Below are 25979 nucleotides of genomic sequence, written 5' to 3'. Positions count from 1 at the left end.
GTCACACGTCCGGCGCGAGTTCCCCGGTGATCTTCGCGGAGGCCCGGCGGGCCTCCGTCGCCGGGTCCGCGCCCTCGAGCACCCGGGTCATGTACTCCTTGATCGGGTTGTCGGCCTCGACGTCGGCCCACTGAGGGGTGCTGGGGGTCGCCCGGCCGTGTGCCGCGCCCGCGGCCATGGCGGCGACCCCTTCCTCGCCCGCAACCGCGCCCGCCAGCGTGGTCTTGTTGGGCACGTAGTTCATGGTGCGGGCGAGTTCGGTGTCCCACTTGGCACCGACGAGCGCCCCGACGACGGCGGTCGCCGCGAACTGGTCCTTGGTGTGGCCCGAGACGACGAGGTCGGAGCCGCCGGTGAAGACGGTGCCGGGCCGCGCCGCGGTCTTCCCGGGCACCGGGAAGAAGCCCAGCTCGTCCTTCAGATCCGGGTTCTGCCGCACGATCGACTGGGCGAGCCCCGGTACGGCGATGATCTGCGCCACCTTGCCACCGGCGAACACCCCGGCCTGGGGCGGGTGTTCCTCGTCGGCGTCCACGGGACCCCGGCCCAGCGCCTGCAGCCGCCGGTAGAAGTCCATGCCGCGCAGCGCCGCCGGGGAGTCGAGGGCGCCCTCCCACCTGTAGTCCTTCTGCCGGGCGAGGTCGCCGCCCTCGTCCCAGATGAAGCCGGAGAGGGTGTACCAGTCCTGCCCGGCCAGGTAAATGCCCTGGTTGCCGCGCGAGTTGAGCTTCTCGGTGTCGGCGAGCCACTCCTCGCGGGTCCTCGGCGGACGCGTGATGCCGGCCGCCTCGAACTGGTCCTTGCGGTAGATGACGACGCGGTTGGCCGCGTACCAGGGGATGCCGTACTGCGCGTTGGCGTCCTTGCCCGGCTCGGCGAGGGCGGGCAGCCACCGGTCCTTGCCCCAGTCGCGCATCGACTCCAGCGTGAGGTCGGCGAGCTTGCCGTCGTCGGCGTACAGCGGCACCTGGGTGTTGCCGACCTCGATGACATCGGGGCCGCCCCCGGAGTCGTCCTTGAGCGCAGCGCGGACCTTGTCGACGATGCCGGTCCATTCCTGGATGCGGATGTCCAGGCGCAGGTCCTTGTGGGTGCGCTCGAAGTCCTCGGTGAAACGCTGGAGGAACTCCTTGGAAGCGCTGTCCTTCATCAGCCACACGGTGACGGTCTTGCGCTCGTGGCCGCCCGGGAGCAGGCCGCAGGCGCTCACGAGGGAACCGGTGACACACACGAGGGCGAGCAGACGACGTCTCACGAGGGGTCCTGTTCTGTCTGGCAGGGGTGCGGACAGGCGTGGGGGCCCGACGTGGGGGGACGAGCGGCACGGCTCGTACGGGTGTGCTGGATTTTGGTATGGACCAATGCAGAGGTCAAGGGGCGGGCCGGGCGGGGATGGGGCACGGTGGAGTACGGCGTGACACGAGAGGAGCACCCTCATGACGAATCACACCTACCGGGTCACCGAGATCGTCGGCACGTCGCACGAGGGCATCGACCAGGCCATCCGCAACGGCATCGCCCGCGCCGACCAGACCCTGCGCAACCTCGACTGGTTCGAGATCACCGAGGTCCGCGGGCAGATCGAGAACGGCCGGATCGAGCACTACCAGGTGGGGTTGAAGGTGGGCTTCCGCATCGAGGACGCGGACTGACCGCCCTGGGGCGTCAGGTGCGGCCCTCGCGCTCCTGAGCCTCCTGAAGCGCCTCGGACTTCGCGGCCCAGCGGGCGCGTACGACGGTGAACCCGGCGCGCTCGGCGTCGTCGCAGACCAGTTCGTCGTCGTCCACGAGGAAGCGGATCTCGCGGTCCTGGGCGAGCCGGCGCAGGATCTCCAGCTTGGTGAACCGGGCGGGCCTGCGGTCGGCGTTGCTCCGCATGTACACGCGCCCCTCGGGCAGCCCGTGCGCCGCGAGCCAGTCCAGCGTGTCGCGCCGCCACCGCTCGGGGCGGCCGGTGAGATACAGGACCTCGCATAGGCGGGCGCTCTCCACCGCGAGCGCGATGCCCTCGGCGAGGGGCGGGTCCGTGGGCGCGGCGGCGAAGAACGCGGCCCAGTTCTTCGGCCGTACTTCCAGGAAATGCTGCCGGTGCGCGGTGTCGGCCAGGGTGTTGTCGAGGTCGAACACGGCTAGCGGGCGCCTGGTGCTGTCGGTCACGGGGCCACCTTAGCCAGGCGCCGGCGGGCCAGGAATTCCCGGCCCGCCAGGGCGTTGAACCGTGCGTGAGCAGCACAGTGATCGCCCGGACCCGGTTCTCCGTCCTCGACCGTTCCCGTACCCGCGAGGGGCACCCGCCCGGCGAGGCGCTGCGGGACACCGTGTCGCTGGCCCGGGACGCGGAGGCGCTCGGCTATCACCGCTTCTGGGTGTCCGAGCACCACGGCGTGCCCGGCGTCGCCGGTTCCGCGCCGACCGTGCTCGCCGCCGCGGTCGCCTCGGCCACCCGTACGATCCGGGTCGGCACCGGCGGAGTGATGCTGCCCAACCACCGGCCGCTCGTCGTCGCCGAGCAGTTCGGCGTGCTGGAGTCCCTGTTCCCCGGGCGGATCGACATGGGGCTCGGGCGTTCCGTCGGCTTCACCGACGGGGTGCGCAAGGCGCTCGGCCGGGACAAGGAGGTCGCCGAGGACTTCGCGGCACAGCTCGGCGAGCTGCTGGGCTGGTTCGAGGGCGGCTCGCCGACCGGGGTGCGGGCGCGTCCCGCGGAGGGGCTGCGGGTGCCGCCGTTCGTGCTGGCCATGGGCGAGGGCGCGCGGATCGCGGCCCGCGCCGGGCTGCCGATGGTGATCGGCGATCTGCGCGGCCGGGAGAAGATGCTGCGCGGCATCGACGAGTACCGCTCCCTGTTCCGCCCCTCCCACTGGGCGTCCGAGCCGTACGTCGTGATCTCCGGGACGGTCGCGGTCGCCGGCACGGAGGCGGAGGCGCGGCGGCTGCTGGTCCCGGAGGCCTGGTCGATGGCGTACGCGCGCACCCATGGCACCTTTCCGCCGCTCGCCCCGGCCGAGGAGATCGAGGCCCGCCCGATGACCGCGAAGGAGCGCGGTCTGTACGAGGCCGGTCTCGCCGGGCACATCGCCGGCACCGGGGACCAGGTCGCGCACGAGCTGGAGACGGTGCTGAAGGAGACGGGCGCCGACGAGGTCCTGGTCACCACCAGCGCGTACCACCGTGCGGCCCTGCTGGACTCCTACCGGCGGCTCGCCGCGCTCTTCACGCCCGGCCGCTGACGGGCCCGAGATGCGAACCCGGCCGGGGCCGGTGACCCTGGGAGAGGAGCCTCAAGCGACGAGGAGGGCTGCCATGTCCATGATGGACAAGCTCAAGCAGATGCTGAAGGGCCACGAGGACCAGGCCAAGAAGGGCGTCGACAAGGCCGGCGACATGATCGACGAGCGGACCCAGGACAAGTACCGCTCCCAGGTCGACACCGCGCAGAGGCAGGCGGACAAGTACATCGACCAGAACCGCCGCGACAACCCTCCGCAGTAGCAGCGCGCGGGCGTGGATAGAGTTGTGCCTCTATGCACAGCCCATATGACCAGTACGTCCGCGTCCGCGACGCACGCGAGCACAATCTGAGAGGCGTCGACGTCGACATCCCCCGCGACGTCCTGGCCGTGTTCACCGGCGTGTCGGGCTCGGGCAAGTCGTCCCTGGCGTTCGGCACGATCTACGCCGAGGCGCAGCGGCGGTACTTCGAGTCGGTCGCGCCGTACGCGCGCAGGCTGATCCACCAGGTCGGGGCGCCCAAGGTGGGCGAGATCACCGGGCTGCCGCCCGCGGTGTCGCTGCAGCAGCGCCGCGCGGCCCCCACCTCGCGCTCCTCGGTGGGTACCGTCACCAATCTCTCCAACTCCCTGCGCATGCTGTTCTCCCGGGCCGGGGACTACCCGCCGGGCGCTGAACGGCTCGATTCGGACGCGTTCTCGCCGAACACGGCGGCCGGGGCCTGCCCGGCGTGCCATGGGCTCGGCCATGTGCACGACACCAGTGAGGAGTTGCTGGTCCCGGATCCCTCGCTGACCATCCGTGAGGGCGCCATCGCCGCCTGGCCCGGCGCCTGGCAGGGCAAGAACCTGCGTGACATCCTCGACGCGCTCGGCCACGACGTGGACCGGCCCTGGCGCGAGCTGCCCGCGCAGGCGCGGGAGTGGATCCTGTTCACGGACGAACAGCCCGTCGTCACCGTCCACCCCGTCCGGGACGCCGACCGCATCCAACGGCCGTACCAGGGCACGTACATGAGCGCCCGCAGGTATGTGCTGAAGACGTTCTCGGACACCAGGTCGGCGTCGCTGCGGGCCAAGGCGGAACGGTTCCTGACCAGCACACCCTGCGCCGCGTGCGGGGGCAGCCGGCTGAGGCCGGAGGCGCTGGCGGTGACCTTCGGCGGCCGGACCATCGCCGAACTGGCCGCGCTCCCGCTGACCGACCTGGCCGCCCTGCTCGACGGCCGCACCGAGACCGCGCGGGTGCTCACCGAGGACCTGAAGTCCCGGATCGCACCAGTGGCCGAACTGGGCCTCGGCTACCTCAGCCTGGACCGCTCCACCCCCACCCTGTCGGCGGGCGAACTGCAACGGCTGCGGCTCGCCACGCAGTTGCGCTCCGGACTGTTCGGCGTCGTCTACGTCCTGGACGAGCCGTCCGCCGGACTGCACCCGGCGGACACCGAGGCGCTGCTGACCGTGCTCGACCGGCTGAAGACCGCGGGCAACTCGGTGTTCGTGGTGGAGCATCACCTGGAGGTGGTGCGCGGCGCCGACTGGCTGGTGGACGTGGGCCCCGGCGCGGGCGAGCACGGCGGACGCGTGCTCTACAGCGGGCCGCCGGCCGAGCTGGCGTCGGTCGAGGAGTCGGCGACCGCGGCGTTTCTCTTCGACGAGTCACCCGGCCCGGCACGGGAAGTGCGCTCCCCGCGCGGCTGGCTGACGGTGGGTCCGGTGACCCGGCACAACCTGCGCGCGGTGACGGCCGAGTTCCCGCGCGGCGCGTTCACCGCCGTCACCGGGGTCTCCGGTTCCGGAAAGTCCACGCTCATCGGCGAGTTGACGGAGGAGCTTGAGGGCGTGGACCGACTGGTCCGGGTGGACCAGAAACCGATCGGGCGCACCCCGCGCTCCAACCTCGCCACCTACACCGGCCTGTTCGACGTCGTACGCAAGGTGTTCGCGGCGACGGACGAGGCACGGGCTCGCGGATACGGCGTGGGACGGTTCTCGTTCAATGTCGCCGGTGGGCGCTGCGAGACCTGTCAGGGCGAGGGGTTCGTCAGCGTCGAGCTGCTGTTCCTGCCGAGCACCTACGCGCCCTGCCCGGACTGCGGCGGCGCCCGCTACAACCCCGAGACCCTCGAAGTGGCGTACCGGGGACGGAACATCGCCGAGGTGCTCGATCTGACGGCGGAGGCCGCGGCGGCGTTCTTCGCCGACATCCCGTCCGCCGCCCGCAGCCTCGGCACCCTGCTCGACGTGGGCCTCGGCTATCTGCGGCTCGGGCAGCCGGCGACCGAGCTGTCCGGCGGAGAGGCCCAGCGGATCAAGCTGGCGAGCGAGTTGCAGCGCGGCCGGCGCGGCCACACCCTCTACCTGCTGGACGAGCCCACCACCGGGCTGCACCCGGCCGACGTGGAGGTGCTGATGGACCGGCTGCACGGGCTGGTCGACGCCGGGCACACGGTCGTGGTGGTCGAGCACGACATGACGGTGGTCGCGGGCGCGGACTGGGTCGTCGACCTGGGCCCCGGCGGGGGTGACCGGGGCGGACGGATCGTGGCGTCGGGGCCGCCGGAACGCGTGGCGCGGGCGGCGGGGAGTGTTACGGCGCCCTATCTGGCGCGGGTGATGCCCTGAACGGATAGTGCCGCGTTGTGCCGTCGGTCGGCTGCTGCGCCGTCGTGGCTGGTCGCGCCCGCGCGGCGGTAGCCGCATGTGGGATACAGCCCCGTGCCCCTTCGGGGCGCTCCCGCTCGGCGTCGGCCACCAGGGCTGCGTGAGTCCAGGCGGGCTCCGGCGTGCCCGGCTGGGCCGCGGCGGCGAGGGTCCGGCGGTCGGGGTGGGCGTCCGCCGGGATCGCCGGCCGCACGTCCACCTCCGCTTGCAGGCCCCGGGTACGGGCCACCCGCCACAGGGAGGCGAGCAGGGTGTCCTCGCCGACGAACGCGGCGGCCGTACTGGCCGTACCGCCCTCCTGCGTGTAGCGGAGCCGCACCGTCTGCACGGGTACACCGGCGTCCAGCGCGGCCTGGAAGACGGCCCGGTGGAAGCGGCCGTGGGCGCGCCCGCACCAGGTGCTGCCCTCGGGGAACGCGGCGACGGCCGCGCCCTCGCGCAGTGCCTCGGCGATCCGGGCGACGGTCTCGGGCAGGGCGCGGATCCGGTCCCGCTCGATGAACAGGGCCCCGCCGCGCGCGGCCAGCGGGCCGGCGACCGGCCACTGCCGGATCTCGGTCTTGGCGAGCATCCGGGCGGGGCGCACGGCGGTCAGCAGCGGGATGTCCAGCCACGAGACATGGTTGGCGACCAGCAGCAGCCCGCCGGCCGGCGCGGCGGTGCCGGTGAAGCGGACCCGGACCCCCATGGCCCGCACGATCGCCCGGCACCACCGCCTGACCCACGCGGCGGGGATCCTCCCGCCGAGCGGGGACAGCAGGATCCCGGCCAGCACCAGGACCGCGACCGCGGTCAGCCGCAGCACGGCCCTGGGTGCGGCCACAGCGGCCGGGGCAGGATCCACACAGGCGCCCGGGGTGCAGGGCGCGCTGGGCAGCCAGACGCTCATCAGGCCGGCACGAGGGAGAGGAAGTGCCGCAGATAGCGCGGGTTGACCCGGCGCATCGACAGCAGCACGTACAGGTCCGCGACCCCGAAGTCCGGGTCGTGCGCGGGCTCGCCGCACACCCAGGCGCCCAGGCGCAGGTAGCCGCGCAGCAGGGCGGGCAGCTCACTGTGCCCGGCGGGGGCCTCCGCGTTCGGGATCCAGGGCAGCAGCGGCCGTACCCGGAACTCCTCGGGCGCCAGGTGCTTGGTGCGCACCCGCTCCCAGGTGGCCGTCGCGAGGGTCCCGCCGTCGGCGAGCGGCACCGAGCAGCAGCCCGCCAGCCACTCGTGCCCGCGGTCGACCATGTAGCGGGCTATCCCGGCCCAGATCAGGCCGATGACCGTGCCGTCGCGGTGGTCGGGGTGCACACAGGAGCGGCCGACCTCGACCAGTCCGGGCCGGATCGGGTCGAGCGCGCCGAGCTGGAACTCGCCCTCCGAGTAGAGCCGGCCGGCGACCGAGGCCCGCTCCGGCGGCAGCAGCCGGTAGGTACCGACGACCTGCCCGGTGACGGTGTCGCGCACGAGCAGGTGGTCGCAGTAGGCGTCGAAGGGGTCGACGTCCAGCCCCGGCTGCGGCGTGGCCAGCAGGGCCCCCATCTCACCGGCGAAGACGTCGTGCCGCAGCCGCTGCGCGGCCCGCACGTCGTCCTCGTCACGGGCGAGGGTGACGGTGTAGCGGGTCGGTGCCTCGGGCTGCGGTGGGCGGTCGAGGGTGGAAACGCCGGTCATGGCTCTCTCCTGGTCACGGGCCGGTTCGGCGACGGCGGCGAGCGGATGCGTACGGCCCGCCGCTCCTGTTCTTCCGACGCCGGTTGGCCGCCGCGTGACCTCTGCCGGGAGAGGGGATGTGAGAATGTTGAACGCCGGGGTGCCGGCGATCACCGCAAAGCCGAACGGGGCCGGTGAGCACCATCCCCGGCCCCGCCCGTTCGCCTGTGCGACGAACGTTTCCTGCTCAGTACCGCGCTACCGCTTGCCCACCTTACGGGTGGCCCGCAGCCACTCCTTGTTCATGCCGGTGATGGACACCAGCGGAATCCCCTTGGGGCAGGCGGTGGCGCACTCCCCCGTGAGCGTGCACCCGCCGAAGCCCTCCGCGTCCATCTGCGCCACCATGTCCAGCACCCGCGTCTCCCGCTCGGGCGCGCCCTGGGGCAGCACGTTCAGGTGGTTGACCTTCGCGGAGGTGAACAGCATCGCCGCACCGTTGGGACACGCGGCCACACACGCCCCGCAGCCGATGCACTCGGCGTGCTCGAACGCGAAGTCGGCGTCGGCCTTCGGCACCGGTGTGGCATGGGCCTCCGGCGCGGACCCGGTCGGCGCGCTGATGTAGCCGCCGGCCTGGATGATCCGGTCGAACGCGGACCGGTCCACCACCAGGTCCTTGATCACGGGGAAGGCCGCCGCCCGCCACGGCTCGATGTCGATCGTGTCGCCGTCCTTGAAGGACCGCATGTGCAGCTGGCAGGTGGTGGTGCGCTCCGGCCCGTGCGCCTCGCCGTTGATCACGAGGGAGCACGCGCCGCAGATGCCCTCGCGGCAGTCGTGGTCGAAGGCGACCGGCTCCTGTCCGGCCAGGATGAGCTGTTCGTTGAGGACGTCCAGCATCTCCAGGAAGGACATGTCGGACGAGATGCCGTCCACCTCGTACGTGGACATGGCGCCTTCGGCGTCGGCGTTCTTCTGGCGCCAGACGCGCAGGGTGAGCTTCATGCGTAGCTCCGCTGGGTGGGGTGGACGTACTCGAAGACCAGGTCTTCCTTGTGCAGGACGGGTGCGTCACCGGTGCCGGTGAACTCCCAGGCCGCCGCGTAGCCGAACTCGTCGTCCCTGCGCGCGGCTTCGCCGTCCGGGGTCTGGGACTCCTCGCGGAAGTGGCCGCCACAGGACTCGGCGCGGTGCAGTGCGTCGAGGCACATCAGCTCGGCCAGCTCCAGGTAGTCGACGATCCGGTTGGCCTTCTCCAGCGACTGGTTGAACTCCTCGCCGGTGCCGGGGACCTTGATGCGCCGCCAGAACTCCTCGCGGATCTGCGGGATGCGCTCCAGGGCCTTGCGCAGTCCGGCGTCGGTGCGGGCCATGCCGCAGAACTCCCACATGAGTTCGCCGACTTCGCGGTGGAAGGAGTCGGGAGTGCGGTCGCCGTCGACGGACAGCAGCCGGTTCAGCCGGTCCTCGGTCTCGGCCAGCACCTCCTGTACGGCCGGGTGTTCGGCGGTGACAGCTTCTTCATCGGCCCGGCGCGGGTTGCGGGCCAGGTAGTCGTTGATGGTGGCCGGCAGCACGAAGTAGCCGTCGGCCAGGCCCTGCATCAGCGCGGAGGCGCCGAGCCGGTTGGCGCCGTGGTCGGAGAAGTTGGCCTCGCCGATCGCGAACAGGCCCGGGATGGTGGTCTGCAGGTCGTAGTCGACCCACAGGCCGCCCATCGTGTAGTGCACGGCCGGGTAGATACGCATCGGCACCTCGTACGGATCCTCGTCGGTGATCCGCTGGTACATGTCGAAGAGGTTGCCGTACTTGGCCTCGACGGCCTTGCGGCCCATCCGCTGGATGGCGTCGGTGAAGTCCAGGTAGACGCCCTGCCCGCCGGGGCCCACTCCCCTGCCCTCGTCGCAGACGTTCTTCGCGGCGCGGGAGGCGATGTCACGCGGGACCAGGTTGCCGAAGGACGGGTAGATGCGCTCCAGGTAGTAGTCGCGCTCGTCCTCGGGGATCTGGTTCGGTGGGCGGGTGTCGCCCTTGGCCTTGGGCACCCAGATCCGGCCGTCGTTGCGCAGCGACTCACTCATCAGGGTCAGCTTGGACTGGTGGTCGCCGGTGCGCGGGATGCAGGTGGGGTGGATCTGCGTGAAGCAGGGGTTGGCGAAGTACGCGCCGCGCCGGTGCGCCCGCCAGATGGCGGTCGCGTTGGAGTTCATGGCGTTGGTCGACAGGTAGAAGACGTTTCCGTAACCGCCGCTGGCCAGTACGACGGCGTCGGCGATGTACGTGTCGATCTTCCCGGTGATCAGATCGCGGGCCACGATGCCGCGGGCCCGGCCGTCGATCACGATCAGGTCCAGCATCTCGGTACGCGGATGCATCTCCACGTTGCCCGCGGCGATCTGCCTGCTGAGGGCCTGGTACGCGCCCAGCAGCAGCTGCTGGCCCGTCTGTCCGCGGGCGTAGAAGGTGCGGGAGACCTGGACGCCGCCGAAGGAGCGGGTGTCGAGCAGGCCGCCGTACTCGCGGGCGAAGGGCACGCCCTGGGCCACGCACTGGTCGATGATCTCGACGGAGATCTGGGCCAGCCGGTGGACGTTGGACTCGCGGGCGCGGAAGTCGCCGCCCTTGACGGTGTCGTAGAACAGCCGGTGGATCGAGTCGCCGTCGTTGCGGTAGTTCTTCGCCGCGTTGATGCCGCCCTGAGCGGCGATGGAGTGGGCGCGGCGCGGGGAGTCCTGGTAGCAGAACTGGACGACGTGGTAACCCTGTTCGGCCAGGGTGGCGCCCGCGGAACCACCGGCCAGGCCGGTGCCGACGACGATGACCGTGTGCTTGCGCCGGTTGGCGGGGTTGACCAGCTTGGCCTCGAAGCGGCGCTTGTCCCAGCGCTCATGGATGGGTCCGGACGGGGCCTTGGAGTCGGTGACCGGCTCGCCCGTCGCGTAGTGCACGTATTCGGTCATGTCAGCTCACCACTCCGGTCATGACGCCCACGGGTACGGCGATGAAGCCGGCCGTGAGCAGCAGCGCGAGAACGTTGGCGATGGTCTTCAGAGCGCGGTCGCGGGCGCGGCTGCCGACGCCCAGGGTCTGCGCGGCACTCCAGAAGCCGTGCCGGATGTGCAGGCCGAGCGCGAGCATCGCGACGATGTAGATGACGTTGCTGTACCAGTGCGAGAAGTCGTCGACGACGTTCTGGTACGGGTGCCCGGCCTGGAAGTGGCCCGGGTGCACGGTGCCCGTGGTCAGGTCCAGGACGTGCCAGACGATGAACAGGCCAAGGATGACGCCGCCCCAGCGCATGGTGCGGGTGGCGTAGCTCGCCCGGGGCCTTGAGTGCACGTACTTGCTGGGCCGGGCCTTGATGTCACGGCGGCTGAGCTGGTACGCGGAGGTGGCGTGGGCGACCACGGCGACGACCAGGACGATCCGGATGAGCCAGAGCGTCCACTCGTAGTGCATGAAGGGTTCGCCGACGGTGCGCAGCCAGTGTGCGTAGTGGTTGAACTCGCCCGCGCCGAAGAAGATCTTCAGGTTGCCGATCACATGGGCGACGAGGTACAGCAGCATGATCACGCCGCTGACGGCCATCACCGTCTTCTTGCCGACGGAGGAGTCCCACATCGTGCGCGCCATGGACGACCGTCGGTCCGTCCGCGTTGCCAGAGCCATGGCCAGCACGCTAGGGCCGAAGGACCCCATCGGTCCAAGACATGGTCCAGCTTGTTTCCATAGACAGAAGCTATCCTTGCAGGATGCAGTTCCACCAGCTCCAGTACTTCGTCGCCGTCGCCGAGACCCGGCACTTCACCCGCGCCGCCGAGCTGGTGCACGTCGCCCAGCCGTCGCTGTCGCAGCAGATCAAGGCGCTGGAGCGGGAGCTGGGCGCGGATCTGTTCCTGCGCGCCCGGGGCAACATCACGCTCACCGACGCGGGCGAGGCGCTGCTGCCGCTGGCCCGGCGGATCCTGGCCGACGCGGACACCGCCCGGTACGAGGTGCAGGAGCTGGTGCAGTTGCGGCGGGGCCGGGTACGGCTGGGGGCGACGCCGAGTCTGTGCACGGGCCTGCTGCCGGATGTGCTGCGCGCCTTCCACGACCGCTATCCCGGCATCCAGCTGCTGATCGAGGAGGGCGGCTCGCACGATCTGGTGCGGGAGCTGGCGCGCGGCGCGCTCGATCTCGCGCTGATCGTCCTGCCGCTGCCGACGCCGGCGCCGGCGCTCAGCGCGGTCGAGCTGCTGCGGGAGGATCTGGTGGTGGTGTCGTCGCCCGAGGTGCCGGCCCCCGGCCGGGGTGGGCGGGTGCTGCACATCGGCGATCTGGAGGGCGAGCGGCTGGTGATGTTCCGCCACGGGTACGACCTGCGGGAGCTGACCGTCGCCGCGTGTCGGTCCGCTGGGTTCGAGCCGGAGTTTGCCGTTGAAGGGGGTGAGATGGACGCGGTGCTGGGGTTGGTGCGGGCGGGGCTCGGGGTTGCCGTGGTGCCGCAGATGGTGGCCACGCGGGCCGGACAGGGGCTGCGGGTCACTCCGTTGGCTCGGCCGGGGTTGCAGCGGACCATCGCGTTGGCTCACCGGAGTGACGTGGCGCCGCCGCGGGCCGCGCGGGAGCTGCAGCGGATGCTTCTCGAGCGGTGACGGTGCTTGTTGCCGGACGCGTCCGCCTGGGGAGCGCCGTTCGGGCTTTTGCGCCGTTGTAGCTGGTAGCGCAGTTCCCCGCGCCCCTCAGGGAACTGTGCTACCCCTCTTTGAAAGACTCAGCCCGTTGCGTCCACCAGGGCCAGGTCGTGCAAGCGGTCCGGTGGGCCCGGCCGGGCGTAGTACCAGCCCTGGGCGGTGTCGCAGCCCAGTATCCGCAGTTGTTCGGCCTGGGCGCCGGTTTCCACGCCCTCGACGGTGACCGCCAGGTCGAGGCTGTGGGCGAGGGAGACGATGCCCTCGACGATCTTCAGGTCGACGGGGTCGGCGGGGAACTGCTGCATGCCCTGGGTGAAGGAGCGGTCCAGCTTGAGGATGCGCACCGGCAGGCGGCGCAGGTTGGCCAGGTTGGAGTAGCCGGTGCCGAAGTCGTCCAGGGCGATGTCGACGCCCATCTCGGCGAGCCGGCGCAGGGGTTTGAGCAGGTCGTCGTCGGCGCCGATGAGCGCGGACTCGGTGACCTCCAGGCACAGGGCGTCCGGGGCGACACCCGCGCGCTCCAGGATCTCGACGGTGTCCTGCACCAGGCCGGGATGGCTGAGCTGGCAGGGCGACAGGTTGACGTTGATGCGCAGCGGCCCGGCGGTCGTCTCCTCGCCGTGGCGTTCTCGCCAGGCGCGGGCCTGGCGGATGGACTCCTCCAGGACCCAGCGGCCGAGCGGGACGATCAGTCCGGTGTGCTCGGCGAGCGGGATGAAGCGGTCGGGGCCGAGGACGCCGTGCTGCGGGTGCAGCCAGCGCACCAGGGCCTCGGCGCCGCGGACGCTGCCGTCGCCGAGGTGGACCAGGGGCTGGTACTCGATGAAGAACTCGCCGCGTTCCAGGGCCGTGGGCAGGGCCGTCGTCAGGCCGTGGCGGGTGATCGCCCGGGCGTCGGCCTCCGGGTCGGCGAGCTCGGAGCGGTTGCCGCCCGCCGATTTGGCCCGGTACATGGTGATGTCGGCGCTCCGGAGGACCTCCGCCGCCGTACGCTCGCCCGCCGGACCCTCGACGATGCCGAGGCTGCCGCGCACCAGCAGGTCACGGCCGTCGATGCTGACGGGCGTGACGAGGGCGCCCATGATGCGTTCGGCGAGTTCGTCGACCTCGCGTTCGGTGCCCGGCCCGGTGGTCAGTGCCACGAACTCGTCGCCGCCGAGCCGGGCGACCATCTCGCCGGGCGCGGTCGCACAGGACTGCAGCCGGTCGGCGACCTCGACCAGCAGCCGGTCGCCGGCGGCGTGCCCGAGGCTGTCGTTGATGGTCTTGAAGCCGTCCAGGTCGAGGTAGCACAGGCCGAAGCGCTGGCCCTCGCCCGCGTTCAGCGCCTTCTCCAGGCGTTCGAAGAACAGGCTGCGGTTGGGCAGGCCGGTGAGCGCGTCGTGGGTGGCCTCGTAGCGGAGCCGGAGGTTGAGCAGCCGGCGCTCGGTGGTGTCCTCCATGAGGGCCAGCTGGTACTGCGGTTCGCCGTCGGCGTCGCGCAGCAGGGAGACCGTGAGGTTGGTCCACAGCACCGTGCCGTCGGGGCGGTTGAAGGCCTTTTCGAGGTGGTAGTGCTCGCGCTCGCCGCGGACGAGTTCGTCGTAGAGCTTCCAGGTCTGCGGCGCGTCCTCGGGGTGCACCCAGTCCTGGACGCGGCGGCCGCGCAGGGCCTGGTCGGACTGCCCGAACATGCGCAGCAGGGCCCCGTTGACCTGCAGGACGTTGCCGTCGAGGTCGGCGATGCCGATCCCTATGGCCGCGCCCTCGAAGACCGCGCGGAAGCGGGCCTCGCTGGCGTGCAGCGCCTGCGCGACCACGCCCTGGGCGCGGAGCGCGGCCTGGGCGATGGACTCCTGCTCGGTGAGGGTGCGTTCGCGCAGCGCCTGGGCGTATCCGGCGGCCATCGCGTGCTGCAGCCGCGAGGAGCGCAGGCGCGGTTCGTCCTGGGGGCCGTCCTCGGCGCAGTACAGCACCAGATAGGCGTCCACGCAGTCCAGGGTGCGGGTGAGCGCCTCGGGGTCGGTGCAGTGCGCGCCGACCAGGGCGGCGCCGACCGACTTCGCGCCGTCCGCGTCGAAGCCGCGCGCCCGCAGCAGCTCGCTCAACCGGTGTGCGAGCGGAAGCAGTTGTTCCTCGAACTCGGCTCGGGTCAGCGACGTGGAGGTCACCGGGTAGACCGCCCGGCTCCAGATCGTCGTGAACCGGCGCAGTCTGTCCTCCGGCCCGTCCGGCTCGGCGCTCACGCCGTACGCCCCACGCCGCCGAATCCGGAGAAGGCGAACGGGTCCTCGTCGTCCGGTGCCGACTCCGGCCGCCAGTGCGGCATCGGCACCAGTCCGGGTTCCACCATGTCGTACCCCTCGAAGAACCGCGCGATCTCGTCGCGCGAGCGCATGATGAGCGGATTGCGAATGTCCTTGTATACGTCCACCGCGCCCTCGGCCCGCTCGGCGGGCAGCGGGATTCCCTCGTACGAGGCATGCGTGAGGATCAGCAGGCTGCCGGGCGCGAGCGCGTCGCGCAGCTCGGCAACCGCACCGTAGGGGTCGTCCGCGTCTTCCACGAAATGCAGTATGGCAACGAGGAGGACGGCGACCGGGCGGTTCAGGTCGATCAGCCGCTCCGTCTGGGGGCTGGAGAGGATCTCCTGGGGCTTGCGCAGGTCCGCGGCGACCACGTCCGCGTCGTCGTTTCCGGCCAGCACCGCCTGGCTGTGCGCGACGGCGACCGGGTCGTGGTCGACGTAGACCACGTGCGCGCCCGGTACGGCCGCCTGGGCCACCTCGTGGACGTTGCCGAAGGTCGGGATGCCGGAGCCGATGTCGAGGAACTGGGTGATGCCCTCCCCTGCCGCGAACCGCACGGCACGGCGCATGAACGCCCGGTTGGCCTGCATGATCTTGGGCAGGCCCGGCATGAACCCCATCGCCTTGCGGGCCGCTTCCCGGTCCACCTCGAAGTTGTGCGAGCCGCCCAGGTAGTAGTCATAGATCCGGGAGACGCTCGGCACCGTGATGTCGATGCTCCGTGGGGCCCAGGCGGGGCGCTCCATGTATCTCTCCAAGGCGTAGGCGACAGGGACAGGCGATCCGGTGTTCGAGCTGAGGCTACTGATCGCCCGCCAACGGAGCGACCCAAACCGGAAATTGACCGTCCGTTCCCCGCCACTGCCTGCGGCAAGTGCCCGTATGACCCCGCTGTGTAACGGATTCCGGCACAAACAACGGTCCGCCCCCTCCGTGCGGTGCGGAGGGGGCGGACCTTCGGTGGCGCTCCGGGTCGGGCGGGGCGATCGACCCTGGGGAGGTGATCTAGTTGCCCGGTGCGCCGACCGGCTTGCCGTCGGGCGAGACGGCGTACCAGGTGCCGCCCACGCCCTGACCGTTGGTGTCGCCGGGGGCCTTGTCCCCGGAGAAGGTGTAGATCGGCCAGCAGTTGACCGTCATCTGCTTGACCCCGTCGGGACGGGTGAAGCCCATCAGGCCCTTCTTCTTGACGCCCTGGGTGTCCTCGGGCTTGACGATGCCGACGGCCGGCCACTTCTCCAGGCAGGCCCCGGTGCAGTTGGAGACGGACTTCGGCCAGGCCTTGTCCTTGAGGAAGCGGTAGACCGTCATGCCGTTCTTGTCGACGATGATGTCGCCCAGCTTGGGGTCCTTGTGGACGGACAGACCGGGCAGGGCGGCCAGGGAGGCCTTCTTGCCGTTCGGGGCCAGCGCGAACCACTTGCCGCCGACGCCCTGGCCGTTGACCTCTCCGGCGTTGACGTCCTTGGCGTAGCGGTAGGCGGGCCAACCGGCGACGGTGAGCTGCTTGGTGCCGTCGGCGCGGGTGACCTCGCCGAGCAGCGCCTTGTCGATGCCGGCGCCGGCCGTGGCGTCGTCGGCGGGCACCGGCGGCCAGGTCTTGGCGCAGTCGCCGTCGCAGTTCGACTTGGGCGGGTCGGCGGTGTCGTTGTCGAACCGGTACAGGGTGAGGCCGGAGCCGTCGGTCAGCACCTTGCCCAGGTCGGCGTTGGCGGCCACGGTCAGCTTGCCCGCGGGCGCGGCCGGGGTCGGGGAGCCGGTGCTCTGGTTGCCGTCGGCGCCGTAACCGTTGCCCGATCCGGTGCCGGCTCCGGTGGTCGGGCTGCCCGCGGGCGCGGTGGCGCCGACGTTCTGGGCCGCCGATGCCGGGGTGGTGCCGTTGTCCTGACCGCACGCCGTCGTCAGCGCCAGCACCGAAGCGGCTGTGGCCACCAGTGAGGCGGTCCGCCAGGAGGTCTTCATGTCCAACTCCCCATATTCGCCTGGATGTTGCAGCGCCTGCCGCGCCGCCGCACGGCCATGGGTACGCACCGAGGGGGCCGGAGCGTTCAACGGGGAGGGGAAGTTCTTCGGGAATTTCTTTCCGCATCCTGTGACCCGCGCGCCGCAGGCGCCGGCGCGCAGGGCCCGTACGGGCGTGTGTATCGCACCAATCACGCTCTTCTTCGCGTCAAACCATTGATCGCCTCATGTCCTTCCTTCGGAGCAATCCGGACGCACTACGGCGTACGACCGGGTTCCGGGCCCCATGATCTTCGCGTGCATGGACCCGAAGTGACCCGCTGCGCGCCCGCCGCACGGGTGTTGGCCCTGGTGGCGCTGACCTGGACCCTGGTGGGCTGCCCGGCCGGCGCCGCGTCGGCCGACGCCTGTGCGTACGCCTCCACGGGGCCGGACGGCTCGGTGGCGGTGGCCTACGCCGGCGGCGACCACTGGCCGACCCCGCCGCCCTGTCCGACCCCCACCCCGCCCCCGTGCCCACCCACGCCCACACCGACGCCGACGCCGACGCCCCCGCCCCTACCACCGCCGAAGCCGACGCCGACGCCACGCCCGACACCGAAGCCCACCCCGAGACCGAGGCCGCCGGCCCGGCCCGCCCCGGCACCGCCGGCACCGCGGCCGACACCGACGCCCACCCCTCCCCCCACGCCCGCCCCGACGCCCAAGCCGAAGCTCACTCCGCGGCCGTCGGCGACGCCGGTGAGCTATCCGGCGTACCACCCGCACCCGGCCCCACATGTCGCGCCCGACCCCACCACGCCGGTCACCTACGTCCTGCTCATCACCGTGCCCGCGATCGTCGCGGTCGCGGCCCTGCGCCCGCGCTGACGCGCCGGCCCGCTCACCTTCTGGAGGTATCCGTTGCCGGATTGGCTTGTTCTCGTCCTCGCGATGCTGGCGGCCTGCGCCGTGGTGGTGGTCGTCACCTTCGTACGGCACAAACGCGCCCCCGAGGACGAGGATCCCAGCGAGACCCCGGACGTCATCGAGTACATGACGATGTGGATCGGCGTCGTGTACGCGATCGTCCTGGGCCTCGCCATCGCGGGCGTGTGGGAGGCCCGCAGCTCCGCCCAGGACCATGTGCAGTCCGAGGCCCAGGCGCTGCACGAGATCTCGGAGCGGGTCCGGGTCTACCCGCCGGACGTCCGTGACCGGATCCGGGCCGATGTCAACACCTATGTCTCCTACGTCGTCCACCACGAGTGGCGGACGATGTCCCACGACGAGCGCGTCACCGACCGCGGCACCCAACTGCTGCAGAAGGTCCGTCAGGACGTCACCGACTACCGGCCGAAGAACGACTTCGAGGCGCAGGCCTACCAGCCGCTGCTGGACCAGATGACCGCCGCCGACCAGGCGCGCAACGCCCGCGCCGACTCCACCGGGGCCACCATGCCGCCGGTGGTGTGGTGGGGCCTGCTCACCGGGGCGCTGGTCACCGTCGGCATGGTGTTCGCGCTGCAGATCCGGCGCACCGGTCGCGAACTGGTCCTGGCGGGCCTGTTCTCCGCGACCATCGCGTTCATGCTGTTCCTCATCTGGGACTTCGACGCCCCCTTCAGCCGGGGCATCGCGGTGACCGCGGAACCGTTCACGAATCTGTTCCCGGGCGTCACCGGCTAGTCCCCCGCCCCGGGGGCGTCGCCCCTTGAACGACCGTACACCCGTGCCCGGTTCGCGCTGTTCCGAGGGCACGGGTGTGCGGTCGTCCCGGTGTTCCCCGCGCGAGCCGGCGGCTCGGGTGAGCCAAGGGCGCGGGACGGGGCGTCAGCTTCGCTTCTCGTTCCGGCGGCGCACCCAGAACGCGCCGCCCCCGACGACCGACAAGGTCACGAGTCCGGCGCCGATGGACATGTCGACCGGTGTGGCACCGGTGGACCGGCCGCCGCCGACACCGCCCTGGACGCCGCCGAGCACGGTGAACGCGGCCGGGCGGATCAAGGTTCTTCCGCCACAGCGGACCTTGATGTCGTACCGGCCCGGAGGGGCGTGGTGGTCGACGTCGATGGTGCCGCGCACGGTGTCGCCGCTGAACTCGTCGAACTGGGTGGTGGAGAAGGCGGGGGAGGACATGGTGCCGCCGTGGCAGCCGTCCACGGTGACGGCGAGCCGGCCGCCGGCCGGGAGCACGTGGGGCTTGGCGACGATGTTCCGCGGGCCACCGTGCTCACGGCCGCCGAAGTCGTCGCCACGATCGCCGAAGTCGTCCTCCCGGGCGGAGTCGCCACTCCGGCCGCCGGAGTCGTCGCCCCGGGCACCGGAGTCGTCACCCCGGCCTTCGTTCCCGTGGTCGTCGCTCCGGCCGTTCCCGGTGTCGTCGCCCTTGTCCTTCCAGTTGTCGTCGCTCCGGCCGCCGTTCCCTTCGTCGTCGCCCTTGTCCTTCCAGTTGTCGTCTCCCCTGCCGGAGTCGTCCCCGCGGCCCGGGTCGCGGCCGAGGTCCCCGTTGTCGTCGAAGTGACCGTGGTGGTTGAGGTTGCCGCTGCTGCCGTTGTCCGGGCCGGCGCCCGCGTGGTTGTCGGACGGGCTGCCACCGTTGCCTGCGCCGTCCGCGACGGCCACGGGGGTGGCGAACCCGAGCACGGCGACCGCGACGCACGCGGCCGCCAGGGCACGTTGGTTTCGCATGTGATCCTCCGCGGGAGGCGCCCGGGAACCGTCCCCGGTCGATCGGCGAGAAAACGCCTCCCGCGACGACCCTCGGGCGCGCGGAACACGCCCGCATGTCGAGAATCGTCCGTCCTGGTGAGCCAACACACCGCACGAAAAGCACACAATCGGATATTTCCGCAGGTCACGGCCCGTCAGAAATCTTCCATGAATGGCAACTCGGATGGCGCACCACACAGGCCGTGGGCCACCCGTTCGCCACTCGCCCCGTCCGTCCTTCGCGCACACGGGATTTAGCGTTTTCCCATGCGTGATGGACGTGGTGAGGCCGCGTCGAGAGGGGAAGGCGAATGTCTGCGTCCGAGCTGTCCGAGCTTGCCGAAGAGGAGGAACGGCGGAGGAAGCGCGCTCCGTGGGGCGTGATGGCGCTTGTTCTGCTGACCGGTGTGGCGCTCATTCGAAATGGTTCGGGGGAGTTCGACATCGGTCCGCCGCAGCCTGCCTCGGCGGTGGCCCCGGACAGCCGCGGCGGCTCGGGCACGCTCTCCACGGCTCCGAAGCCGCTCGGGTTCTCCGCGGCCGACCGGGTCCGCATCCCCGCGATCCGGGTGAACGCGCCGCTCATGCCCGTCGGCCTGGACGCGGCCGGCTGGGTCGCCGCGCCGCCGCCGGACGACCCCGATCTGGCGGGCTGGTTCACCGGTGCGGTCTCGCCCGGCGAGAAGGGCACCGCCGTCGTCGTCGGGCACGTCGACAACAGGCGTGGCCCCGCCGTCTTCTACGGACTCGGGGCGCTGCGGAAGGGAAACCGGATCGAGATCCTGCGCAAGGACGGAAAGACCGCGGTGTTCGAGACCTATGGCGTCGAGGTCTTCTCCAAGAGCGGTTTTCCGGGCGACCGCGTGTACGGCTCGAAGGGAACACCGGAACTGCGGGTCATCACCTGCGGTGGCGGTTTTTCCAAGCAGAACGGTTATGACGGGAACGTCGTCGTCTTCGCCCGCCTGGTCGCGGTGAGCTGAGGCCACCGCGGCCGGGCGGGCGAAGAGCCGGGAGACGGTCACACGCGCCGGGTCGGCACGGTCATGTGATATCCGGAGTCCAGGAGATGGGGCAGCCATGTGCGGATCGCACGGACGGTCTGCGACCGGTCGCCCCCGGCGTCGTGGGAGAGCACCACCACGCCGGGGGCGGCGCCGCTCTCCACCCGGTCGACGATGGTGCCGGTGCCGGGCTCCGTCCAGTCGGTGGTGTCGACCGTCCAGGCCATCGGCTCCATGCCCAGCTCGGCGCCCAGTTGGAACGCGGCCCGGTTCCAGGCGCCGTAGGGAGCGCGGAACCACTGCGGGCGCTCGCCGTAGGCGTCCTCGATGACATCGCTGGTCCGCTTCATCTCGGAGCGGATCTGCTTGCGGTCGAGGGTCGGCAGCAGCGGATGGGTCCAGGTGTGGTTGCCGACGACATGGCCTTCGTCGGCCATCCGGGCCAGCAGTTCCCTGTGCTCGACGACGCACTCGCCGCACACGAAGAACATGGCCCGCACGTCGTACTTGGCGAGGGTGTCGAGGATGTGCGGGGTGTAGTCCGGGTCGGGACCGTCGTCGAAGGTCAGCATCATCCGGCGTCCGCGCCCGGAGATCCGGAGGATGGGCTCCTTGCGGACCGTCAGCTTGTGCGGCGCGGCACGCGGCGATGCGTCCCCGGTGAGGGGCTGGAGCCGGAAGGCGGAGGGCCTGAGCGCCTGACGGGCCTGCGGTCCGGGAGCGGGGGCGGGGGCGGCGGTCCCGGCGCCGTCCTCGGCGCCACCCGCCAGGAAAGCCCCCGCGCTACCCGCCGCCCCCAGCGCGGCGGCGCCGGCCAGGAGCATCCGGCGCCGGCTGAGCAACTGATCCTTCTGCATGACTCATCAGTCGCCCCACCGGACTCCGGCGCACCCCAGCGACACCGGTACGGCAGCGGGAAAGCACCCGAACAGCCGAGTGCGGTGCCGTGGTGGTCCGCCGCACCGGCTTCTGACAAGCAGTCAGTCCAGGACAAGTGCCAAGAGGGACACGGGGGTCGAGCCGAGTGGCCGCACACGGGGGAACGCACACGAACGGCATACCGCGCAGCGTCCTCGCGGTGGTGCTGCCGGCCGTCGCCCAGTTCCTGGTGGTCTTCGACACGACGGCCTTCGCGGTGGCGCTGCCGTTGGTCGCGAGGGACCGGGGGCTGCCCTCACCGGGCTGACCTGGCTGCTGACCGCGTACAGCGTGTGTTTCGCCGCGCTGCCGGTACTCGCGGGAGCCCTGGGCAGGGCCTTCGGGCAGCGGCGGGTGTGATGGGCGGGCCGGCGCTGTCGGGCGTCGCCGCGGCGGCACCCGCGGTGTTCTCCGCCCCATGGGTGCTGATGGCCTCGCGTGCGGTGCGGGGGATCGCGGCGGCGGCGATCACGGCCGGTGCGCTGGCCCTGATCGACGCCACACATCCGGCAGGCCCGGACCGGGACCGGGCGCTCAACGTGCACTTCGCGGTCGTCGCCTGTGCCACTCCGGCGGCGCTGCTGCCGTGCGCCCTGTTGGCGGACGCCTCTCAGACCGAGAAGACGATCTTCTGGTGCAGGCCGCCGCCGGGGCGCTGCTCCTGCTGCTGGTTCCGCCGGCGCCGGCCGAGTCCACGCCCGAGCCGGCGGCCCGGCGCCGGGTGGGGCCGGCCGCGCCGGCGGTCGTGCCGCTGGGCCTCCTGGCCCGGTTCGCCGACTGGCTCGGCGACCGGAGCGGGTCCGCGACCACGGTCATCGCCGTGGCCGGTGCGCTGGTGCCGTCCGTGCTGGGCTGGTTCGGCCGGGGCGAGGGCATGCCGGAGCTGCTCGCCCGACTGCACCGGGAGCGGGCCACGTTCGGCGCCTACGCGGTGGCGGCGCTGCCGGCGGCCGGCCTGTCCGGTGCCGTGCTCGTCCTCACCATGGCCCCGCAGACCGTCGGCGGCCTCTCCCCTCTGCAGGTCGGCCGGGCCCTGCTGCCCGCCGTCGCCGGGGTGGTGCTCGGCTGTCTGGTGCTGCCCGGCCTCACGGCCCGCGTCGGGCTCGGCGCCACGGTGGCCGGGGCGTGCGCCGTGTCGGCCGTGGGGTGCGTCCTGCTCGGCGTTCCGGGCGCGGGCCACCGGTTCGCGCAGGTGCTGCTGCCGCTGCTGCTGATCGCGTTCGGCTGCGGTGTGCTCGCGCTGCCGGTGGGCTTCGCGCGGTCCGGGAGCGGTGCGCTGCCCCGGGGTCTGAATTCTTCCCGGCGGCTCGGCGCCGGTCCGGGCGCGTCGCTGTTCGTCGGGATCGTCTCGGTGGCCCAGCAGCGGTTCGGGGCCGTCACTCTCTTCGCATGAAGGAGTACCGCTCCTTCCTCTCGGGCGCGTTCCGCGACTGCTTCGCCCTCGGTACGGCCCTCTGTGCGACCGCCGCCGTGATCGCACTGCTGACCCGCCCCGGCGCGGCGACCGGGTGGCCGCCGGAGACCCGGGGCTCAGCGGCGGCGCACCAGCGGGAACGGCAGGGTCTCCCGGATCGTCAGGCCGGTGAGGAACATCACCAGCCGGTCCACGCCGATACCGAGCCCGCCGGTCGGGGGCATGGCGTACTCGAGGGCCTGAAGGAAGTCCTCGTCCAGCTCCATGGCCTCCGGGTCACCGCCGGCGGCCCGCAGCGACTGCTCGGTGAGCCGCCGGCGCTGTTCCACGGGGTCGGTCAACTCGGAGTAGGCGGTGCCGAGTTCGGTACCGAAGGCGACGAGGTCCCAGCGCTCGGCCAGCCGCGGGTCGGCGCGGTGCTGCCGGGTCAGCGGGGAGACGTCGGTGGGGAAGTCCTTGTAGAAGGTGGGGAGTCGGGTGCGTCCCTCGACGAGCCGCTCGTACATCTCCAGGGCGATGTCCCCGGGCCCGTCGTCCGCGGTGTACGGCACCCCGGCCCGGTCGCACAGCCGGTGCAGCCGCAGCAGTTCGGTGCCGGGGCCGATCTCCTCCCCCAGCGCCTCGGAGATCGCGCCGTACACGGTCCTGACCGGCCACTTCCCGGAGATGTCGTGCTCCTGCCCGTCCTTGCGGGCCACCGGGGAGCCGAAGGCGGCGATCGCCGCGCCCTGGATCAGCTCGCGGGTGAGGTCGAGCATGACGTCGTAGTCGGCGTAGGCCTGGTAGGCCTCCAGCATCGTGAACTCGGGGTTGTGCTTGTAGGAGACGCCCTCGTTGCGGAAGGTGCGGCCCAGTTCGAAGACCTTCTCCAGGCCGCCCACGCACAGCCGTTTCAGGTACAGCTCGGGGGCGATACGCAGATGGAGGTCGAGGTCGTAGGCGTTGATGTGGGTGGTGAAGGGGCGGGCGTTGGCGCCGCCGTGGATCTGCTGGAGCATCGGCGTCTCGACCTCGACATAGCCGCGGTCCAGCAGGCCCTGGCGCAGGGCGTGCACGGCCGCGGAGCGGGCCCGGATCACGGCGCGGGCGGCGGGGCTGGTCGCGAGGTCGAGGTAACGGCGGCGGACTTTCGCCTCGGGGTCGGTGAGACCGCGGCGTTTGTCGGGCAGCGGGTGCAGGCACTTGCCGGTGAGCTGCCAGGAGGTGACGAAGACGGTGGGTTCGCCCGTGTCGCTGAGGCCGGTGCGGCCGGTGGCGGTGAGGTGGTCGCCGATGTCGCATCCGGCGGTGAAGCGGTCGAGGGCGGCGCCGGAGCGGTCCCGGGTGAGGGCGATCTGGTGGTCGCCGGACCAGTCGCGCAGCACGGCGAAGACGATGCCGCCGAGGTCGCGGACCAGCATGAGCCGGCCGGCGACGGTGACGTCCTCGTCGGGGGGCACGTCGGCGAGGGCGTGGGTGGGCGCGGGGACGCCGACGGGATAGGGGTCGGTGCCGCCGGCGCGGAGCCGGTCGAGCTTGTGGTGCCGGACGCGGACCTGGTCGGGCAGGCCCGCGTCCGGTGCGGCGGGCCCGGTCTGGCCCCCTCCGTCGAGGCCGAGCGCCGCCAGGGGCGGCAACCCGTGCGTGGTGGCGGGCCGCTGCCCGTTCTTCGGGTGCCCTTTTCCCCAGAGTTTGCGCAACGACGGTACGGAGACGAAGCCTTCGGCGATGCCGGAGGCGAGGCCGATACGGGCGAGGGAGGCGGTGTCGCAGTAGCAGATGAAGCGCGGGTACCACTCGGGGTGGTATTTGGCGTTGGAGCGGTACAGGGCCTCCAGTTGCCACCAGCGGGAGAAGAACAGCAGCAGGCGGCGCCAGAGCCGCAGGACGGGTCCGGCGCCGATGCGGGCGCCCTCCTCGAAGACCGAGCGGAAGACGGCGAAGTTCAGCGAGATCCGGTGGACGCCCAGTTTGGGGGCGGCGGCGCACAGTTCGGCGACCATGAACTCCATGACCCCGTTGGGGGCGGCGCGGTCACGGCGCATCAGGTCCAGGGAGACGCCGTCCCGGCCCCAGGGCACGAAGGAGAGCAGGGCGAGGAGCCGTCCGTCCTCGCCGAGGGCCTCCACCAGCAGACAGTCGCCGTCGGCGGGGTCGCCGAGGCGGTCCAGGGCCATGGAGAAGCCGCGCTCGGTCTCGGTGTCGCGCCAGGCGTCGGCCTTGTCGACGACCTCCTCCATCTCGTGTTCGGCGAGGGTCGCGTGGCGGCGGATGCGGCAGGTGGCGCCGGTACGGCGGACGCGGTGCACGGCCTGCCGGGTCACCCGCATGTCCCGGCCGTCCAGGTCGAAGGACGCCACCTGCACGATCGCCTCGTCGCCCAGTTGGAGGGCGCCGAGTCCGGCGCGGACGTAGGCGCGGGCGCCGTCCTCGGAGGCGCCCATCACGGCGGGTGCCCAGGCGTAGCGGCGGGCCATGTCCAGCCAGGCCGCGATGGCGTGCGGCCATGCCTCCATGTCGCCGACGGGGTCGCCGCTGGCGAGGCACACGCCCGCCTCGACGCGGTAGGTGACGGCGGCCTTGCCGCTGGGCGAGAAGACGACGGCCTTGTCGCGTCGGGTGGCGAAGTAGCCGAGGGAGTCGCGTGCGCCGTAGGCCGCGAGAAGGGCGCGGATGCGGGCCTCCTCGTCGCCGTGCAGGGCGGCCTCCAGGCGCTGGGAGCGGAACAGGGCGGCGGCGGCGTTGAGCAGGGCGAGGGCGCCGAGCAGGCCGAGCACGAAGGTGACCTTGCGGGGCGGGCGGCCGGAGAAGGAGCGGCTCGAGACCAGTCCGCCGCACACCCGGTCGGCCGCCCAGGCCAGGTGCTGGTTCGCCGGCAGCGTCCCCGGAAACACCATGACCAGGCCCCAGCCCAGCAGGATGGCCACGGCGAGGCCGCCCAGCAGCACGGCGAGCGCCCGCCACACGGCGCCGCGACGGGAGGCGGCGTAGAACTCCCCGCGGGCCACGACGAGCAGGAGCAGCAACAGGCCGCACAGCACCAGCGACGGCAGCGACTCGGCGTACAGGCCGAGGGCCACGCCGAGCGCGTCGGTGAGGACGAGCAGGCCGAGGTAGACGACGACCAGCCACCAGGCGACCTTCTTGCGGGCGGCAGTGGCTGCGGCCAGCAGGAACAGGAAGACGGCGTACGCCAGGTTGGCGCTGATGGGCACCAGCAGCAGGTCGAGGGTGTGGGCGACCGGGCGGAGCAGGCGGCGCAGCGGTTCGATCAGCGCGAGCAGGGCGCACAGCAGGCCGAGCGCGGCGAACAGCGCCGCGAAGGCCTCGGGCACCCAGCCGAGGCGCCCACCGGCGGGCGGGCGTATCGGGGCCGTGGGGTCCCTCCGTGCGGCGGGCTCCGCGCTGGCGGTCATGGTTCCGACTGTAGGAAGGGCCCGCACGGCTCGCCCGTCGAAACGACACCGGGACGCCCGGCAGGCCGGCGCCCCGGTCCGGGTTGTCCGCCCCAC

The 25979-nt window shown here is 71.9% G+C and carries 23 protein-coding genes; 10 read left to right on the top strand and 13 right to left on the bottom strand.

Annotation, left to right across the window (positions count from 1 at the left end; translation table 11 throughout):
• Position 1 precedes the first annotated feature (1 nt).
• Entirely contained in the window at positions 2–1255 is a 1254-nt protein-coding gene (locus SRB17_RS09570) for an extracellular solute-binding protein (protein ID WP_323375236.1), read from the bottom strand.
• Positions 1256–1436: 181 nt separating this feature from the next.
• Here SRB17_RS09570 and SRB17_RS09565 point away from each other — a divergent pair, with 181 nt between their 5' ends.
• A complete protein-coding gene (locus SRB17_RS09565; protein WP_153536743.1) occupies positions 1437–1652 on the top strand; it encodes a dodecin in 216 nt (71 codons plus the stop codon).
• Between the two features lie 13 nt (positions 1653–1665).
• Here SRB17_RS09565 and SRB17_RS09560 read toward each other — a convergent pair whose 3' ends face one another.
• Positions 1666–2157, bottom strand: a complete 492-nt coding sequence (locus SRB17_RS09560) for a hypothetical protein (RefSeq protein ID WP_323375235.1) — start codon at positions 2155–2157, stop codon at positions 1666–1668.
• A gap of 65 nt (positions 2158–2222) precedes the next feature.
• Here SRB17_RS09560 and SRB17_RS09555 point away from each other — a divergent pair, with 65 nt between their 5' ends.
• The 3 genes from SRB17_RS09555 (at position 2223) to SRB17_RS09545 (ending at position 5855) form a co-directional block, all read left to right on the top strand.
• Positions 2223–3230 carry an LLM class flavin-dependent oxidoreductase gene (locus SRB17_RS09555; protein WP_323375234.1) on the top strand — a complete coding sequence of 336 codons (1008 nt, stop codon included), beginning with the start codon at positions 2223–2225 and terminating at the stop codon, positions 3228–3230.
• 73 nt (positions 3231–3303) lie between these two features.
• Entirely contained in the window at positions 3304–3492 is a 189-nt protein-coding gene (locus SRB17_RS09550) for an antitoxin (protein ID WP_153536741.1), read from the top strand.
• Between the two features lie 32 nt (positions 3493–3524).
• Positions 3525–5855 carry an ATP-binding cassette domain-containing protein gene (locus SRB17_RS09545; protein ID WP_153536739.1) on the top strand — a complete coding sequence of 777 codons (2331 nt, stop codon included), beginning with the start codon at positions 3525–3527 and terminating at the stop codon, positions 5853–5855.
• On the opposite strand, the gene SRB17_RS09540 is transcribed toward SRB17_RS09545, so the two are convergent.
• From SRB17_RS09540 to SRB17_RS09520, 5 genes are all read right to left on the bottom strand, one after another.
• Entirely contained in the window at positions 5821–6783 is a 963-nt protein-coding gene (locus SRB17_RS09540) for a lysophospholipid acyltransferase family protein (RefSeq protein WP_153536737.1), read from the bottom strand. The genes SRB17_RS09545 and SRB17_RS09540 overlap by 35 nt on opposite strands.
• The gene (locus SRB17_RS09535; protein ID WP_153536735.1) at positions 6783–7553 is read right to left on the bottom strand and encodes a GNAT family N-acetyltransferase; all 771 of its coding nucleotides are present in this window, start codon (positions 7551–7553) and stop codon (positions 6783–6785) included. The genes SRB17_RS09540 and SRB17_RS09535 overlap by 1 nt, the downstream gene beginning before the upstream one ends.
• A gap of 237 nt (positions 7554–7790) precedes the next feature.
• The gene (locus SRB17_RS09530) at positions 7791–8540 is read right to left on the bottom strand and encodes a succinate dehydrogenase/fumarate reductase iron-sulfur subunit (RefSeq protein ID WP_153536733.1); all 750 of its coding nucleotides are present in this window, start codon (positions 8538–8540) and stop codon (positions 7791–7793) included.
• Positions 8537–10495: a fumarate reductase/succinate dehydrogenase flavoprotein subunit gene (locus SRB17_RS09525; protein WP_153536731.1), complete on the bottom strand. Its 1959-nt coding sequence runs from the start codon at positions 10493–10495 to the stop codon at positions 8537–8539. The genes SRB17_RS09530 and SRB17_RS09525 overlap by 4 nt, the downstream gene beginning before the upstream one ends.
• 1 nt (position 10496) lies before the next feature.
• Entirely contained in the window at positions 10497–11168 is a 672-nt protein-coding gene (locus SRB17_RS09520; RefSeq protein WP_153538124.1) for a succinate dehydrogenase, read from the bottom strand.
• Between the two features lie 119 nt (positions 11169–11287).
• Between SRB17_RS09520 and SRB17_RS09515 the strand changes: the two genes are divergently transcribed.
• Positions 11288–12172, top strand: coding sequence for a LysR family transcriptional regulator (locus SRB17_RS09515; RefSeq protein WP_153536729.1), 885 nt, complete (start codon positions 11288–11290; stop codon positions 12170–12172).
• 119 nt (positions 12173–12291) lie between these two features.
• Here the strand turns inward: SRB17_RS09515 and SRB17_RS09510 are convergent, their stop codons facing one another.
• From SRB17_RS09510 to SRB17_RS09500, 3 genes are all read right to left on the bottom strand, one after another.
• The gene (locus SRB17_RS09510; protein WP_323375233.1) at positions 12292–14436 is read right to left on the bottom strand and encodes a putative bifunctional diguanylate cyclase/phosphodiesterase; all 2145 of its coding nucleotides are present in this window, start codon (positions 14434–14436) and stop codon (positions 12292–12294) included.
• On the bottom strand, positions 14433–15245 hold the full coding sequence (locus SRB17_RS09505) for an SAM-dependent methyltransferase (protein WP_153536726.1): 813 nt from the start codon (positions 15243–15245) through the stop codon (positions 14433–14435). The genes SRB17_RS09510 and SRB17_RS09505 overlap by 4 nt, the downstream gene beginning before the upstream one ends.
• Positions 15246–15504: 259 nt before the next feature.
• A complete protein-coding gene (locus SRB17_RS09500; protein WP_153536724.1) occupies positions 15505–16461 on the bottom strand; it encodes an SCO0930 family lipoprotein in 957 nt (318 codons plus the stop codon).
• A 297-nt stretch (positions 16462–16758) separates the two neighbouring features.
• On the opposite strand from SRB17_RS09500, the gene SRB17_RS09495 reads away from it, so the two are divergent.
• Together SRB17_RS09495 and SRB17_RS09490 are read left to right on the top strand one after the other, a co-directional pair.
• The gene (locus SRB17_RS09495) at positions 16759–17331 is read left to right on the top strand and encodes a hypothetical protein (RefSeq protein WP_323375232.1); all 573 of its coding nucleotides are present in this window, start codon (positions 16759–16761) and stop codon (positions 17329–17331) included.
• A 33-nt stretch (positions 17332–17364) separates the two neighbouring features.
• The gene (locus SRB17_RS09490; protein WP_153536722.1) at positions 17365–18129 is read left to right on the top strand and encodes a DUF4239 domain-containing protein; all 765 of its coding nucleotides are present in this window, start codon (positions 17365–17367) and stop codon (positions 18127–18129) included.
• Between the two features lie 144 nt (positions 18130–18273).
• On the opposite strand, the gene SRB17_RS09485 is transcribed toward SRB17_RS09490, so the two are convergent.
• Positions 18274–19131, bottom strand: coding sequence for a hypothetical protein (locus SRB17_RS09485; protein WP_153536720.1), 858 nt, complete (start codon positions 19129–19131; stop codon positions 18274–18276).
• Positions 19132–19463: 332 nt separating this feature from the next.
• Between SRB17_RS09485 and SRB17_RS09480 the strand changes: the two genes are divergently transcribed.
• Positions 19464–20135: a class F sortase gene (locus SRB17_RS09480; RefSeq protein ID WP_153536718.1), complete on the top strand. Its 672-nt coding sequence runs from the start codon at positions 19464–19466 to the stop codon at positions 20133–20135.
• Positions 20136–20173: 38 nt separating this feature from the next.
• Here the strand turns inward: SRB17_RS09480 and SRB17_RS09475 are convergent, their stop codons facing one another.
• Positions 20174–21013: a polysaccharide deacetylase family protein gene (locus SRB17_RS09475; RefSeq protein WP_153536716.1), complete on the bottom strand. Its 840-nt coding sequence runs from the start codon at positions 21011–21013 to the stop codon at positions 20174–20176.
• A gap of 167 nt (positions 21014–21180) precedes the next feature.
• Here SRB17_RS09475 and SRB17_RS09470 point away from each other — a divergent pair, with 167 nt between their 5' ends.
• Positions 21181–21342 carry a hypothetical protein gene (locus tag SRB17_RS09470; RefSeq protein ID WP_153536714.1) on the top strand — a complete coding sequence of 54 codons (162 nt, stop codon included), beginning with the start codon at positions 21181–21183 and terminating at the stop codon, positions 21340–21342.
• 366 nt (positions 21343–21708) lie between these two features.
• On the top strand, positions 21709–22467 hold the full coding sequence (locus SRB17_RS09465) for a hypothetical protein (protein WP_153536712.1): 759 nt from the start codon (positions 21709–21711) through the stop codon (positions 22465–22467).
• Between the two features lie 137 nt (positions 22468–22604).
• Here SRB17_RS09465 and lysX read toward each other — a convergent pair whose 3' ends face one another.
• A complete protein-coding gene (gene lysX / locus SRB17_RS09460) occupies positions 22605–25883 on the bottom strand; it encodes a bifunctional lysylphosphatidylglycerol synthetase/lysine--tRNA ligase LysX (RefSeq protein ID WP_153536710.1) in 3279 nt (1092 codons plus the stop codon).
• Positions 25884–25979: the final 96 nt, after the last annotated feature.

Source organism: Streptomyces sp. RB17, from assembly GCF_009604455.1.
Classification (GTDB): Bacteria; Actinomycetota; Actinomycetes; order Streptomycetales; family Streptomycetaceae; genus Streptomyces.
This window is presented reverse-complemented; position numbering and strand designations above follow the sequence as displayed.

Bases quoted from the DNA above. Each gene is read 5' to 3' on its own strand.
- SRB17_RS09505 (WP_153536726.1), bottom strand. From the start codon at position 15,245: ATGGAGCGCCCCGCCTGGGCCCCACGGAGCATCGACATCACGGTGCCG.
- SRB17_RS09535 (WP_153536735.1), bottom strand. From the start codon at position 7,553: ATGACCGGCGTTTCCACCCTCGACCGCCCACCGCAGCCCGAGGCACCG.
- lysX (WP_153536710.1), bottom strand. From the start codon at position 25,883: ATGACCGCCAGCGCGGAGCCCGCCGCACGGAGGGACCCCACGGCCCCG.
- SRB17_RS09485 (WP_153536720.1), bottom strand. From the start codon at position 19,131: ATGCGAAACCAACGTGCCCTGGCGGCCGCGTGCGTCGCGGTCGCCGTG.
- SRB17_RS09565 (WP_153536743.1), top strand. From the start codon at position 1,437: ATGACGAATCACACCTACCGGGTCACCGAGATCGTCGGCACGTCGCAC.
- SRB17_RS09515 (WP_153536729.1), top strand. From the start codon at position 11,288: ATGCAGTTCCACCAGCTCCAGTACTTCGTCGCCGTCGCCGAGACCCGG.
- SRB17_RS09520 (WP_153538124.1), bottom strand. From the start codon at position 11,168: ATGGCGCGCACGATGTGGGACTCCTCCGTCGGCAAGAAGACGGTGATG.
- SRB17_RS09475 (WP_153536716.1), bottom strand. From the start codon at position 21,013: ATGCAGAAGGATCAGTTGCTCAGCCGGCGCCGGATGCTCCTGGCCGGC.
- SRB17_RS09530 (WP_153536733.1), bottom strand. From the start codon at position 8,540: ATGAAGCTCACCCTGCGCGTCTGGCGCCAGAAGAACGCCGACGCCGAA.
- SRB17_RS09500 (WP_153536724.1), bottom strand. From the start codon at position 16,461: ATGAAGACCTCCTGGCGGACCGCCTCACTGGTGGCCACAGCCGCTTCG.
- SRB17_RS09550 (WP_153536741.1), top strand. From the start codon at position 3,304: ATGTCCATGATGGACAAGCTCAAGCAGATGCTGAAGGGCCACGAGGAC.
- SRB17_RS09525 (WP_153536731.1), bottom strand. From the start codon at position 10,495: ATGACCGAATACGTGCACTACGCGACGGGCGAGCCGGTCACCGACTCC.
- SRB17_RS09545 (WP_153536739.1), top strand. From the start codon at position 3,525: ATGCACAGCCCATATGACCAGTACGTCCGCGTCCGCGACGCACGCGAG.
- SRB17_RS09540 (WP_153536737.1), bottom strand. From the start codon at position 6,783: ATGAGCGTCTGGCTGCCCAGCGCGCCCTGCACCCCGGGCGCCTGTGTG.
- SRB17_RS09480 (WP_153536718.1), top strand. From the start codon at position 19,464: ATGTCTGCGTCCGAGCTGTCCGAGCTTGCCGAAGAGGAGGAACGGCGG.